This is a genomic window from Mesorhizobium denitrificans, from assembly GCF_003403035.1.
GTDB classification, from domain to species: domain Bacteria; phylum Pseudomonadota; class Alphaproteobacteria; order Rhizobiales; family Rhizobiaceae; genus Mesorhizobium_G; species Mesorhizobium_G denitrificans.
This window is the reverse complement of sequence record NZ_QURN01000003.1, coordinates 178,091-192,362: the sequence shown is the minus strand read 5'-3', so window position 1 is coordinate 192,362 and position 14,272 is coordinate 178,091. Positions and strand designations below refer to the sequence as shown.

Here is a 14,272-nt window from a genome sequence, read left to right as displayed (position 1 = left end):
CTCGTTTGACCGCGGTGGAAAACCCCAATAGAAGGCGGGAAGCATTGCTCATTCGGCCAAGAAAACTCCATGTCTCACAACACGTTCGGCCATCTCTTCCGCGTGACCACCTGGGGCGAAAGCCACGGCGCGGCTTTGGGTTGCGTTGTCGATGGCTGCCCTCCGGGCATCCGGTTCACGCGCGCGGAAATACAGGCGGATCTGGATCGCCGTCGTCCGGGCCAGTCGCGATTCGTCACGCAGCGGCGCGAACCTGACGAAGTCAAAATCCTGTCCGGCTTCATCATGGATGATGACGGCGAGACGATGATAACGACCGGCACGCCGGTTTCGATGATGATCGAAAATGTCGATCAGCGCTCGAAGGATTATGGCGAAATCGCGCGGCAATATCGTCCCGGCCATGCGGACTATGCCTATGACGTGAAATATGGCGTGCGTGATTTTCGCGGTGGCGGGCGTTCGTCGGCGCGGGAAACTGCGGCTCGCGTGGCTGCTGGCGCGCTGGCGCGAAAAGTCGTGCCGGGCCTCGCCATACGTGGCGCGCTCATTTCAATGGGCAAAAAATCCATCGACCGGGCGAATTGGAATTGGGATTTCGTGCGCGACGGCGAAAACCCATTCTTCACGCCGGACCCGGCTTCTGTCGCGGTTTTCACCACCTATCTGGATGGCATTCGCAAGTCGGGATCATCCGTTGGCGCGGTCATCGAGATTGTTGCGGATGGCGTTCCGGCGGGCCTCGGCGCGCCGATTTACGCCAAGCTGGATCAGGATATCGCCAGCAATCTGATGTCGATAAACGCCGTGAAGGGCGTGGAAATCGGCAACGGCTTTGAGGCCGCGCGCATCACCGGCGAGCAGAACGCCGACGAAATGCGCATAGGCAACGACGGCCAGCCGGTCTTTTTGTCAAACAATGCGGGCGGCATTCTGGGCGGCATCTCGACCGGCCAGCCGGTTGTGGCCCGCTTTGCTGTAAAGCCCACATCGTCGATCCTCACTCCGCGCCGCTCCATTGATAGGGACGGCAACGAAGTTGAGGTTGTCACCAAGGGTCGTCACGACCCTTGCGTCGGCATCCGTGCGGTGCCAATCGGCGAAGCGATGGTCGCCTGTGCCATCGCAGATCACTATCTGCGCCATCGCGGCCAGACCGGCCGCGTGTAAACTTTCGGAAAGCCCATGTCCTACGATCAGAAGAAAATCGTTGAAGCTCTGCGCGCTTTCGAGCGCGGCGAGATTGTTGTCGTCATGGATGATGATGGGCGCGAAAACGAAGGTGATCTTATCGTCGCTGCGGTCCACTGCACGCCGGAGAAAATGGCGTTCATCGTGCGCCACACGTCGGGCATCGTGTGTACTCCCATGACCCGCGACGACGCGCGCCGCCTGAACCTTGCGCCGATGGTTGCGGACAATGATTCCGCCCACACTACCGCCTTCACAGTCAGCGTCGATTTCAAACACGGAACCACAACCGGCATTTCTGCCGACGACCGCACGCTGACGGTTCGCAACCTCGCAAACGGCAATGTCGGCGCGAGCGATTTCGTGCGCCCCGGCCACATCTTCCCGCTCATCGCCCGCGAGGGCGGCGTGTTGATGCGCTCGGGCCATACCGAAGCCGCCGTCGATCTTTGCAAGCTGGCCGGCCTGCCCGCCGTCGGCGTTATCTGCGAGCTGGTGAACGACGACGGTACGGTCACGCGCGGGCCGCAGGTCGTCGATTTCGCCCAAAAGCATGGCCTGAAACTTGTTTCCGTCGCAGACCTGATTGCCTATCGCCAACGTCAGGAAACGCTGGTTGAACGCGTGGCGTGTTTCGACATTGAAACGCCTGCGGGCAAGGCAAAGGCTTACACATACACGTTGCCGTGGGACCCCATGCAGCACCTCGCCATCGTGTTCGGCGATGTTCGCGACGGTGAAGACGTCCCGGTCCGCCTGCACCCGGAAAATGTCGTGGCAGATGTGTTCGGCACGGTTCCGCGGCTGGACACCATCATGCAAGCCATCGCTGCCAAGGGCAGGGGCGTCATTGTTTATCTCCGCGAGGGCTCGGTCGGCGTCGGCCATAGCAAGCGCTCGCGCCTTGCAACCGATGGTGAGAGCCATGAGGAAGCACTTCGCCGCGAAAGCGAATGGCGTGAAATCGGCCTCGGCGCGCAAATCCTGAAAGATCTTGGCATTGGCTCCATTGAGTTGATCGCCTCGCGTGAGCGCCACTATGTCGGTCTGGAAGGCTTTGGCATTCGGATTTTGCGCACTGAAATTCTCTGAGTAAATCGCCGCTTTTGCGTGGCGGGAAGGGCCGCATCGCCCTATGTTAGCCGTATGACAACCCGCCTCTACACGCACCCGATCTTTCTGGAGCATCTAACGCCTTCCGGCCACCCGGAAAGGCCGGATCGCATTCGCGCCATCGAGGCGCATCTGGAAGACATCGGCTATGAGCATCTCGACCGCAAGAAAGCGCCAATGGGCGATGAGGCGTCCATCCTGCTCGCCCACCCGGAATCTCACGTCGAGAATCAACGCAGCAAGATACCAGAGGAAGGCATCGTCCAGATTGAGTCGGACACCTATGTCAGCCCCAAAAGCTGGGAGGCGGCGCTAACTGCGGTCGGCGCGGCTACCGCTGCCGTGGACGATGTTTTTACCGGTCAGGCCGACAATGTTTTCGTCGCTGCGCGTCCGCCAGGCCACCACGCGGAAAAAACCACGGCGATGGGCTTTTGCCTGTTCAACAATGCCGCCATCGCCGCCCGCCATGCGCAAAAGAAACACGGCATTTCGCGCGTCGCGATCATGGATTGGGACGTTCATCACGGTAACGGCACGCAGGATATTTTCTGGGACGACCCGTCCGTGCTCTATCTCTCCACGCACCAGATTCCGCTTTATCCCGGCACTGGCGCGAAGGACGAGACGGGCCTGAAAAACAACATCGTCAACGCCCCGCTTTCGCCTGACAGCGGCAGCGATCTGTTCCGCGAGGCCATGCGTTCGCGCGTATTTCCGGCCATTCGCAATTTCGCCCCGGACCTGCTGATAATCTCCGCCGGATTCGATGCGCATCACCGCGACCCACTCGCGCAGATCAATCTCACGGAAGACGATTTTGATTGGGCGACCGGCCAGTTGATGGACATTGCCGAGCGCCACAGCAACAACCGCTTGGTCAGCCTGCTGGAAGGCGGCTACGATTTGCAGGGATTGGCCTTTTCGGTCGGTGCGCACGTAAAGCGGCTCATGAAGGGATAGGGAATGACGCAGGACGCAAATCAGGACATCGCCGCCATGAGCTTCGAGCAGGCGCTTGAGGCGCTTGAGAAGATCGTGGACGATCTGGAGCGCGGCGAAGTTCCGCTGGATCAGTCCATCCGCATTTATGAGCGCGGCGAATTGTTAAAGGCGCATTGCGCCAGGCTGCTCAAGGCCGCTGAGGATAAGGTTGAGAAAATCCGGCTTTCGCGTGATGGCAAACCTGCCGGCACCGAACCACTGGACGCGGAGTAGATTTCCCTCAATTGGAGTAAGGGAGAAGTCGCATGAGTTTCTTTCCGGGAAATGATCCGAATCCGGGTGACGCCTTCGCCTGTGACCAGATTGAACTGATGCTGATCCCCCGTTCGCACGATGTCGGCGGGCTTATCGTGCGGCGTGCGCTTCCCTCAGCCAAGCGCCGCATGGTCGGCCCCTTCATCTTTTTCGACCGCATGGGGCCGGCGGTTTTGCGCGGCGATCAGGCGCTGGATGTGCGCCCGCATCCGCATATCGGCCTGTCCACCGTCACCTATCTATTTGACGGAAACATTCGCCACCGCGATTCGCTGGGCACCGAAATGGTCATCCAGCCCGGCGACGTCAATCTCATGACCGCCGGTCGCGGAATTGTGCATTCGGAACGTTCGCCGGAAGAATTGCGCGGCAGTCCGCAAGCAATATCCGGTTTGCAAACATGGCTCGCTCTGCCGGAGGCAAAGGAAGAAATCGCCCCAGGATTTGAGCATACAACGCGCGACAAGCTGCCGACTTTCCAAACGGACGGCGCGCAAGGTCGGCTGATCCTCGGTGAGCTGGAAGGGCTGAAGGCGCCTGTCACAACCCATCACGATACGCTGTATGCGGATGTTTCTCTGGATGCTGGCGGTTCGTTCCGTATTCCTGCCGTTGCCGAAGAACGCGCGATCTACACGCTGGACGGAGAGGTTTCGATTGCGGGCGACGTATTCGCGCCCGACCAGCTTCTTGTTTTCCGGCCCGGTGATGAGATCGTCGTTTCGTCCGAGCGCGGCGCGCATTTCATGCTTTTCGGTGGCGCTACGATGGGTTCTCCACGATATATTTGGTGGAATTTCGTTTCGTCATCAAAAGAACGCATAGAGCAGGCCAAGAACGAGTGGAAGACGGGCAGTTTCGACATTGTTCCGGGCGATGAGGAAGAGTTCATCCCATTGCCGGAAAGCTGAAGCGGCAACGCCGCACATTTACTTTGAGTGAAACGACGATTATCTCCTTATGACTTCTATTGAAAAGACACCGAACTAAGTGAAATCGCCACCCAATACCCCGCTGCTGGACCGGGTTCAAACCCCCGCAGACCTTCGCAAGCTGAATGAAAGCGAGCTTCCGCAGCTTGCCGAGGAGTTGCGTGCTGAGCTGATCGACATCGTCTCGCACACGGGCGGCCATCTTGGCGCGGGGCTTGGCGTCGTCGAACTCACGGTTGCCTTGCATCATGTTTTCAACACACCGGCAGATCGGCTGATCTGGGATGTCGGCCATCAAGCCTATCCGCACAAGATTTTGACGGGTCGCCGCGACCGCATGCGCACGCTGCGTCAGGAAGACGGCCTTTCCGGTTTCACGAAGCGCGCCGAAAGCGAATATGATCCGTTTGGCGCGGCGCACTCATCAACTTCGATTTCGGCTGGTCTTGGCATGGCCGCCGCGCGCGATCTGCAGGGCGGCAGCAACAATGTCATCGCCGTCATTGGCGATGGTGCGATGTCGGCTGGCATGGCCTTTGAGGCTTTGAACAATGCCGGCGCACTTGGCTCGCGCCTGATCGTCATTCTCAACGACAATGATATGTCGATTGCACCGCCGACTGGCGCGTTGAGCGGCTATCTCGCGCGTCTTGCTGTGGGCAAAACCTATCTCAGCATCCGCGATTTCGGCAAAAAGCTCACCGCTTATCTCGGCAAGCGCATGGACCGCGCCATCACCCGCGCTGTCGAGCACGCGCGGGGCTATGTCACCGGTGGCACAATGTTCGAGGAATTGGGGTTCTTCCATGTCGGGCCGATTGATGGTCACAATCTGGAACACCTCGTACCGGTCTTGAAAAACGTCCGCGACAATCATGACGGCCCGGTTATCGTTCATGTGGTTACGCAAAAGGGCAAGGGTTACGGCCCCGCCGAGGAATCCGCCGACAAGTATCACGGCGTCAACAAGTTCGATGTTGTCACCGGCACGCAGGCCAAGGCTCCCGCCAACGCGCCCGCTTACACCAAGGTTTTTGCCGAAAGCCTGATCGAAGAAGCGCGGCACGACGACAAGATCGTCGCCATCACCGCTGCTATGCCGTCCGGCACGGGACTCGACCTCTTTGGCGAGGTTTTCCCGAACCGCACGTTCGATGTTGGCATTGCCGAGCAACATGCGGTTACGTTCGCGGCGGGGCTTGCCAGCGAGGGTTACAAGCCATTCGCCGCGATTTACTCGACCTTCCTGCAACGCGCTTACGATCAGGTCGTGCATGATGTCGCGATCCAGAAACTGCCGGTCCGCTTCCCGATTGACCGCGCGGGCTTTGTCGGCGCGGATGGCCCGACCCATTGCGGTGCGTTCGACACAACCTATCTCGCCTCGCTGCCGGGCTTTGTCGTCATGGCCGCTGCGGATGAGGCAGAGTTGCGCCACATGGTTCGCACCGCCGCCGCCTATGATGAAGGTCCGATTGCCTTCCGTTACCCGCGCGGCAACGGTGTCGGCGTCGATATGCCCGAGCGCGGCGCCGTGCTGGAAATCGGCAAGGGCCGCATCATTAAGCAGGGAACGAAAGTCGCGCTGCTGAGCTTCGGCACCCGCCTTTCGGATTGCGTCGCAGCTGCCGAGGAATTGGACGCCGCCGGTTTGTCCACCACCGTGGCCGATGCCCGTTTCGCCAAGCCGCTGGATGAGGATCTCGTCCGCCGCCTCGCGCGCGAGCACGAAGTGCTGATTACGGTCGAAGAAGGCTCTATAGGCGGCTTCGCCAGCCAGGTGCTGCACTATCTCGCCACCAATGGCATGTTGGAGCATGGCTTGAAAGTTCGCCCGCTCGTGCTGCCGGACGAGTTTACCGATCAGGCCAAGCCCGAAAAAATGTATGCCAATGCGGGGCTTGATGCGGCGGGCATCGTTCGCACGGTATTCAACGCCTTGGGGCAGGTTGAACAGGCCGCTCGCGCCTGAATCAAAAGCTCAGGCTGATTCCGCAAATCATTGGTCCGTAAGGCACATTCGTGGTCCACGCTTCCGAAAATCGCCTGCGTCTGGATGAACTTCTCGTTCAGCGCGGCCTCTTTGCCAGTCGCTCGCGCGCGGCAGATGCGATCAAGCGCGGCACCGTCACCGTGGAAGGCGAACCCGCGCGCAAGCCGGGGCAGGGTGTTGCGCAAAGCGCGCAAATCGCGGTCAGCGATCCGGCCTTGCCCTATGTTTCGCGCGCCGCTTTGAAGCTTGTCGCGGGGCTCGATGCGTTCAATTTCGATCCCGCAAACTCGACCGCGCTGGACATTGGCGCATCCACGGGTGGCTTCACGCAGGTGCTTCTGGAGCGCGGCGCGCGCCACGTCTGCGCCATTGATGTCGGCCACGGCCAACTCGCTGAGCCCATCCGCAACGATCCGCGCGTCACCGTGCGCGAAGGGCTGAACGCGCGCGACCTCGCGCTTGCCGATCTTGAAAGCCAAAACCCGGATTTCATCGTCAGCGATGTGAGTTTCATTTCGCTGAAACTGGCGCTGCCGCCTGCATTGGCGCTCGCAGTTCCCGGCGCGCGGGGCGTGTTTCTCGTCAAGCCGCAATTCGAGGCGGGCCGCGATGCGATAGGCAAGGGCGGCTTGCTGAAGAATGAGTCGGACGGCCCACGCATTGCCCAAGACCTTCGACAATGGCTCGATGGCGTCCCCGGCTGGCGCTCGGTCGGGTTGATGGTATCACCACTCGAAGGCGGCGACGGCAACCGCGAATTTCTGCTCGGCGGGATCAAGGAAAAATGAGCACGCGCTTCACCATTTCACGGCTCGGCGCACAAGGCGACGGCATTGCCCAGACCGAAACCGGGGCGGTTTTCATTCCATTCACGTTGCCTGGCGAGACGGTCACTGCGGCGCGCGAAAAAGACCGCGCGACGCTCATCGCAGTCTTGGAGCCATCGCCGCAGCGTGTCGATCCCGTTTGCCGTTACTTTGGCGAGTGTGGCGGCTGCGCGCTGCAACATCTCGAAGAAGGTGCGTATCGTGCGTGGAAGCGCGAAAAGGTCGTGGATGCGCTGCGCGCCAAAAGCATCGACACTACGGTTGGCGATCTGATTCCTTGCCCGCCGCGCTCTCGCCGCCGTGCGGTTTTCTCGGCGCGCCGCACGATCAATGGCGCAGTTCTGGGCTATAACCGAGCGCTGTCTCATCACATCATCGACATTGAGGAATGCCCGGTCGTTTTGCCGGAAATCGAAAGCGCGCTGCCCATGCTGCGCGACCTCGCCGCCCAGTTCGAGGAAGCCACCCAAGCCTTTCACCTCACCGTCACGCGTACGGCCAGCGGGCTGGATGTCTGCGCTTCCGGCGTCGGCAAAATCACCGACAAAAGGCGCGGTGCGTTGAGCGCATTCGCGCTCAGCAAGCGCCTCGCACGCTTGTCCATTGATGATGAGATCATCGTCGAGCCCAGCAAGCCGGTGATTCACTTTGGCGATACCTCCGTCACACCGCCGCCCGGCAGCTTCTTGCAGGCGGTTGCGGAAGCCGAAAACGCGATGGTCGAACTGGTGCTGCAGCACATACAGCGCGCGAAGAAGGTCGCCGATCTTTTCGCCGGAGCGGGCGCTTTTGCGCTGCGCCTCGCGCGCAAATCGGAAGTCCTCGCAGTCGAAGGCGATGCTGCTGCGCTCGCAGCGCTTGATCGTGGATTTCGCTTTGCAAGCGGATTGAAGCGCGTCACGACCGAACGTCGTGACCTGCACCGCCGTCCGTTGATGTTCAAGGAGTTGAACGCCTTTGACGGCGTGGTGTTCGATCCGCCGCGCGCTGGCGCTGAAGATCAGTCCAAGCAGATTGCGCGTTCGGACGTGCCGTTCGTCGCGGCGGTTTCGTGCAATCCGCTGACCTTGGCGCGCGATCTTCGCATCCTGATCGACGGCGGCTATCGGCTCACTTCGGTAACGCCGATCGACCAGTTTTTATGGTCGCCACATGTCGAGGCCGTTGCACTTCTGGAAAAGCCAAAGCGTCGACGTTAACGCCCGCCTCCAAAATTTTCTCACCCCTCATCCGGATGAGGGGTATTTGAGTCTGATCCCATACCCCTGTTCCTTGCGGGGATGGATATTTTAAAACCCTACAACCCCATCAAAATGCGCTCGACATAATCCGGCACGATTTTCGTTGCCTTGCCATGAATCGCATCGTGAAAAACGCTGTGCCCTTCGGATGGCTCCAGATTCAATTCCACCGTATGCGCGCCGTGCGCACGCGCAAAATCCACAAATCCAGCCGCGGGATAGACATTTCCGCTCGTGCCAATGGATAGAAACAGATCGCACCCGGCGAGGCTCTCGTGGATGCGGTCCATTTGATAGGGCATCTCGCCGAACCATACGACATCGGGCCGCAAATAACCGACCGTCCCACACGCCGGACAGGATGAACCCTGTTCCATATCGTCGGGCCAGTCGCTTCTGCATTCGCACACCTTGCACAGGGCGCTGTCCAGTTCACCATGCATATGAATCAAATTCCGCGAACCGGCGCGCTCGTGCAAATTGTCGATGTTCTGCGTAACCAGCAGAAACGCTCCCGAAAACTCCTGTTCTAGCCGCGCGAGCGCCTCGTGCGCGGCATTCGGCTTGACCTTCGCCAATCCGCGCCTGCGCATATTGTAAAAGTCGAACACCATTTTCGGGTTGCGGACGAACCCTTCCGGCGTCGCCACGTCGCGATAATCATATTTCGACCAGATGCCGTCCTTATCGCGAAACGTATCCACGCCAGATTCGGCAGAAATTCCCGCGCCAGTCAAAATGACGATGGATTGCGTTCGCGCCATCAGGTGCGCGTGCCACCGACGGTGATCTGATTCATGCGCAGGTGTGGCTGCCCGACACCGACCGGCACGCCTTGACCGCCCTTGCCGCACATGCCGATGCCGGTGTCCAGCTTGAGGTCGTTGCCCACCATCGTCACGCGATGCATGGCGTCCGGCCCGTTGCCGATCAGCATTGCGCCCTTGATCGGCTGCGTAACCTTGCCGTCCTCGATCATGTAGGCTTCGGTGCAGCCGAACACGAACTTGCCGCTGGTAATGTCCACCTGTCCGCCGCCGAACGAGACGGCATAGATGCCGTTTTTCACAGAGGCGATAATCTCCTCCGGCGAGTGATCGCCCGCCGTCATGTAGGTGTTCGTCATGCGCGGCATGGGTTGATGCGCATAGGATTCGCGCCGCCCGTTGCCGGTCGGCTCCATGCCCATCAGTCGCGCATTCTGCCGGTCCTGCATATAGCCGACCAGCTTGCCGTCCTCGATCAGCACATTATAGCCCGAGGGCGTGCCCTCATCGTCGATGGTCAACGAACCGCGCCGTTCCGCAATCGTGCCATCATCGACCACGGTAACGCCTTTAGCGGCCACCTGCTGACCCAACAGGCCTGCGAACGCAGACGTTTTCTTGCGATTGAAATCGCCTTCCAGCCCGTGGCCGACTGCTTCGTGCAGCATAACACCCGGCCAGCCGCTCGAAAGCACGATGTCGAATGTACCCGCCGGGGCAGGGATGGCATCCAGATTCACCAGCGCTTGCCTCAGCGCTTCATCGGCCGCGAATTTCCAGCTCTCTTCAGTCAGAAATTCCCCGAACGCCTTGCGGCCGCCCATGCCGTGCGAACCCGATTCTTGCCGGTCGCCTTCGCCAACCACGACGGCGATATTGATTCTCACCAGCGGACGAATATCGCTGACGAGTTGACCGTCGCCGCGCAGAATTTCGACATGCTGCCATGATGCCGCGAGCGAAGCCGTAACCTGCCGCACGCGCGGGTCTTTCGCGCGCACCCATGCATCGATCTCGTGCAAGAGTTTGGCCTTGTCGGCAAAGCCCGGCTCCGCAATCGGATTTTCCTCGCCATAGAGGTGGCGGTTCGTGCGCTGCGGTGCTGCGGCCAGCGTGCCGGAATATCCGGTTTTCACAGCAGACACCGCGTCGGCGGCGCGCAACAGTGCGGCTTCGGACAATTCACCCGAATGCCCGTAGCCGCTGGCCTCGCCGGCAATTGCACGCAGGCCAAATCCTTGGGACGTATTGAAATTGGCGGTTTTCAGTCGGCCATTGTCAAAGACGAGCGCCTCGCCTTCGGATTGCTCCAGAAAAAGCTCGCCATCATCCGCGTCGCGAATCGTATCGGCCACGATCCGCTTGAGGCGATCTTCGGACACATCGAATTGTTGCAGCAGAGATTTGGCCATGACGCGCCTCGCGGAATTGAACTTACCGCCCATGTAAGCCCGCGCCGCGCGTCAATCCAGAGGCCATCTTATGGCAGTTGCGCAAAACCTTCGCCGAAGCCCTTGAGATCGACAGGAATGCCGATTCCCTCTTCGGGCGTCTGGAACACGATAAAGGTAGCCGATTTGCCGGTCTTGAGCGTGTCCAGCAGCGGCTTTTCCAGTATTACCTCGGCATAGCAGCCGTCCTGGAAGCAGCGCACGAAATAGGCGCGGCCAATATCCTTGCCGTCAACATTGAGCCCAAGACCGTTAGGCAGCAATACGCCGAGCGGCGCAAGCACGCGCAGAATTTCCGCTTTATTATCTGCTGTGCGCAGCACGACGACCGAAAGCCCCACTTCCGGGCGATCCTCAGCCACGACATTCTGCATCATCGCGCATTGTTCTGCGGTTGCGCCCGCTGGCGTGTCGCACACGATGGACCACGAACCGTGCGTGGATTTGACGGTTCCCTTGGGCGGCTGTTGGGCCTGCGCGACCGCGGGCATGAGCAGGATAAGCGTCATGGCGGCCTGCGGCAGGAGTTTTAAAAGCCTGAATTTCATGACAGCTCCGTTGCCGAATCACTGCGAGCAGGTTGGTATGAGAGCCCAATAAAGGACGCATCACTGTCGTCAACCGCAGCATGATACGTAGTGATGATTTATAGTGAAATTTGCCGGAATTAGGGCTTTTTCATAGAGCTTTGCCAAACCGTGGGCAGCTTCAACAGAAGCGCGGCAGTCCACAGCGCGCAAAAATGCCGCATAGGGCGCGCGGTGTCTTTCTTGCGGATGGGATCGGAGTATGGTTTGAACCGCGTTAGAAGGTCGAGGATTCCGGCCGGGATGCTTTTTGCTTTTTGCATCGCCGGGATAAGACCTGGAGAATGGGAGACACGTTCACGATGAGAAGGTTTCTGGCGGGCCTGATGGCCAGCGGTGCATTGCTCTTCACCGGCCTTGCACATGCGGATCAGCCACATCCTTGGCAGATGCGGATGCAGGAACCGGCAACGGGCATCATGCGGCAAATCGAGTGGTTTGAGGCCTACACGCTGTGGTTCATCATTCCGATTACGTCGCTTGTGCTCCTTCTGCTGGCCTATTGTATCTTCAAGTTCCGCGCCAGCGCGAACCCGACCCCGTCACGCACGAGCCATAACACGCTCATCGAGGTCATCTGGACCGTCGGGCCGGTCATTGTTCTGCTCTTTATTGCGGTACCGTCCTTCCAGTTGCTGACGGCGCAGTACACGCCGGAAGAAGAGCCCGCCTTGACCATCAAGGCCACAGGTAACCAGTGGAACTGGGATTACGAATATCAGGTCGAAGATCCGCTTTCGTTCAACTCGGCACTGCTGCAGGACAGTGATCGCGAGGCTGCCGGCAAGTCCGACAAGGCTCGGTATCCGCGCCTTCTGGCTGTCGACAATGAAGTCGTCGTTCCGGTGAACGTAACGACCCGCGTGCTGGTCACTGCGGCGGATGTTATCCACGCGTTTGCAATGCCTGCATTCGGTGTGAAGACCGACGCTGTTCCGGGCCGCATCAACGAAACCTGGTTCAAGCCGGAGAAGGAAGGGCTGTATTACGGCCAGTGTTCCGAACTTTGCGGCAAGGATCACGCTTTTATGCCGATCGCGATCCGCGTGGTCAGCCAACAACAATATGACACATGGCTGGTAGCGGCCAAAACCGATCTGGGCGGTGCTAACAAGGCGCTGATGGCAGCGGTGGACGGCGCTAGCAAGCTGGCTTCGGCTCAGTAGCAGTTGTAGCAGAAAGAATAAGGTAAGGAGCGGAACATGGCAGGCGCTGCAGCAGCTCATGACCATCATGACGATCACAAGCCCAAGGGCTGGGTCCGCTGGGTCTATTCGACCAACCATAAAGATATCGGTACGCTGTACCTGATCTTTGCCATCGTGGCAGGCTGCATTGGCGGCTTCCTCTCGGTGATGATGCGCTGGGAACTGGCTGAGCCGGGCATCCAGATTTTCACCGGTCTTGCCCAGATGGTTTACGGGCTTCAAGGAGACGCCGCCATCGACGGTGGCAAGCAGATGTTCAACGTGTTCACCACCGCTCACGCGCTGGTCATGATCTTCTTCATGGTCATGCCCGCGCTCATCGGTGGGTTCGCCAACTGGATGGTGCCGATCATGATCGGTGCGCCGGATATGGCATTCCCGCGCATGAACAACATTTCCTTCTGGCTTCTGCCTCCGGCTCTCGGCCTCCTGTTGCTTTCGATCTTCATGCCGGGTCCGACCGGAAGCTACGGCGTCGGTGGTGGCTGGACCATGTATCCGCCGCTCTCCACCCAGTCGCCCGGACCGGCTGTCGATCTTGCGATCCTGTCGCTGCACATTGCTGGTGCATCTTCGATCCTCGGCGCGATCAACTTCATCACCACCATCTTCAACATGCGCGCGCCGGGCATGACCCTGCACAAGATGCCGCTGTTTGCCTGGTCGGTGCTGATCACCGCGTTCCTGCTGTTGCTGTCGCTGCCGGTTCTGGCAGGTGGCATCACCATGCTTCTGACTGACCGCAATTTCGGCACCACCTTCTTCCAGCCGGATGGCGGTGGCGACCCGATCCTGTTCCAGCATCTGTTCTGGTTCTTTGGTCATCCGGAAGTGTACATTCTGATCCTGCCGGGCTTCGGCATCGTCAGCCACATCGTGTCCACCTTCTCGCGCAAGCCGGTGTTCGGGTATCTCGGCATGGCTTATGCGATGGTGGCAATCGGTGCGGTCGGCTTCATCGTGTGGGCACATCACATGTACACGACAGGCCTGACGCTCGACACGCAGCGCTATTTCGTGTTCGCCACGATGGTGATTGCAGTTCCGACCGGCGTGAAGATCTTCTCGTGGATCGCCACGATGTGGGGTGGTTCTATTTCGATGCGCACGCCGATGCTGTGGGCAATCGGGTTCATCTTCCTCTTCACGATTGGTGGCGTCACGGGCGTTCAGCTCGCCAATGCTGGCCTTGATCGCTCTCTGCATGACACCTACTACGTCGTGGCGCACTTCCACTACGTTCTGTCACTTGGTGCGGTGTTCGCTATCTTCGCTGGCTGGTATTACTGGTTCCCGAAGATGACCGGCTACATGTATTCGCCGTTTATTGCGCGCACGCACTTCTGGGTAACGTTCGTCGGCGTGAACCTGATTTTCTTCCCGCAACACTTCCTTGGTCTGGCGGGCATGCCGCGCCGCTATATCGACTATCCGGATGCGTTCGCTGGCTGGAACCTGGTCTCGTCGTACGGTTCGTACATCTCGTTCATCGGCGTGTTCATCTTCCTCTATGGCATTTTCGATGCCTTCTCGAAGAAGCGCGTTGCGGGTGCAAATCCGTGGGGTGAAGGCGCTACGACGCTGGAGTGGCAGCTTCCGTCGCCGCCGCCCTACCATCAGTGGGAACAGTTGCCCCGCATCAAGTAAGCGGGAACTGAAGATGAAGCCGTCGGTCAGTCCGGCGGCTTCTGCCAAACGGAGC

At 59.6% G+C, this 14,272-nt stretch carries 13 protein-coding genes; 10 read left to right on the top strand and 3 right to left on the bottom strand.

Annotation, left to right across the window (positions count from 1 at the left end):
- Positions 1-69: 69 nt before the first annotated feature.
- The 8 genes from aroC to DY251_RS04305 all read left to right on the top strand — a co-directional run bounded on the left by aroC (position 70) and on the right by DY251_RS04305 (position 8,515).
- Positions 70-1,170, top strand: a complete 1,101-nt coding sequence (gene aroC, locus DY251_RS04340; protein WP_116622630.1) for a chorismate synthase — start codon at positions 70-72, stop codon at positions 1,168-1,170.
- 15 nt (positions 1,171-1,185) lie between these two features.
- Positions 1,186-2,283 (top strand): 3,4-dihydroxy-2-butanone-4-phosphate synthase, encoded by a 1,098-nt coding sequence (ribB, locus tag DY251_RS04335; protein WP_116622629.1) that lies wholly within the window; start codon positions 1,186-1,188, stop codon positions 2,281-2,283.
- A gap of 54 nt (positions 2,284-2,337) precedes the next feature.
- Positions 2,338-3,267 (top strand): histone deacetylase family protein, encoded by a 930-nt coding sequence (locus DY251_RS04330; protein ID WP_116622628.1) that lies wholly within the window; start codon positions 2,338-2,340, stop codon positions 3,265-3,267.
- A 3-nt stretch (positions 3,268-3,270) separates the two neighbouring features.
- Positions 3,271-3,522 carry an exodeoxyribonuclease VII small subunit gene (locus DY251_RS04325; RefSeq protein ID WP_116622627.1) on the top strand — a complete coding sequence of 84 codons (252 nt, stop codon included), beginning with the start codon at positions 3,271-3,273 and terminating at the stop codon, positions 3,520-3,522.
- 32 nt (positions 3,523-3,554) lie between these two features.
- Complete coding sequence (locus tag DY251_RS04320) at positions 3,555-4,475, top strand: pirin family protein (protein WP_116622626.1); 921 nt, start codon at positions 3,555-3,557, stop codon at positions 4,473-4,475.
- A 79-nt stretch (positions 4,476-4,554) separates the two neighbouring features.
- On the top strand, positions 4,555-6,468 hold the full coding sequence (dxs, locus tag DY251_RS04315; RefSeq protein WP_116622625.1) for a 1-deoxy-D-xylulose-5-phosphate synthase: 1,914 nt from the start codon (positions 4,555-4,557) through the stop codon (positions 6,466-6,468).
- Positions 6,469-6,518: 50 nt separating this feature from the next.
- Positions 6,519-7,277, top strand: coding sequence for a TlyA family RNA methyltransferase (locus DY251_RS04310; protein ID WP_245415851.1), 759 nt, complete (start codon positions 6,519-6,521; stop codon positions 7,275-7,277).
- Entirely contained in the window at positions 7,274-8,515 is a 1,242-nt protein-coding gene (locus tag DY251_RS04305; RefSeq protein ID WP_116622624.1) for a class I SAM-dependent RNA methyltransferase, read from the top strand. Before DY251_RS04310 ends, DY251_RS04305 begins: the two co-directional genes overlap by 4 nt.
- Before the next feature lie 98 nt (positions 8,516-8,613).
- Here DY251_RS04305 and DY251_RS04300 read toward each other — a convergent pair whose 3' ends face one another.
- From DY251_RS04300 to DY251_RS04290, 3 genes are all read right to left on the bottom strand, one after another.
- A complete protein-coding gene (locus DY251_RS04300) occupies positions 8,614-9,321 on the bottom strand; it encodes an NAD-dependent deacylase (RefSeq protein ID WP_116622623.1) in 708 nt (235 codons plus the stop codon).
- Entirely contained in the window at positions 9,321-10,736 is a 1,416-nt protein-coding gene (tldD, locus tag DY251_RS04295; protein WP_116622759.1) for a metalloprotease TldD, read from the bottom strand. The genes DY251_RS04300 and tldD overlap by 1 nt, the downstream gene beginning before the upstream one ends.
- 68 nt (positions 10,737-10,804) lie before the next feature.
- Positions 10,805-11,284: an invasion associated locus B family protein gene (locus tag DY251_RS04290; RefSeq protein WP_245415864.1), complete on the bottom strand. Its 480-nt coding sequence runs from the start codon at positions 11,282-11,284 to the stop codon at positions 10,805-10,807.
- Between the two features lie 380 nt (positions 11,285-11,664).
- Here DY251_RS04290 and coxB point away from each other — a divergent pair, with 380 nt between their 5' ends.
- Complete coding sequence (coxB, locus tag DY251_RS04280) at positions 11,665-12,528, top strand: cytochrome c oxidase subunit II (protein ID WP_116622758.1); 864 nt, start codon at positions 11,665-11,667, stop codon at positions 12,526-12,528.
- A 36-nt stretch (positions 12,529-12,564) separates the two neighbouring features.
- A complete protein-coding gene (gene ctaD, locus DY251_RS04275; RefSeq protein ID WP_116622620.1) occupies positions 12,565-14,217 on the top strand; it encodes a cytochrome c oxidase subunit I in 1,653 nt (550 codons plus the stop codon).
- Positions 14,218-14,272: the final 55 nt, after the last annotated feature.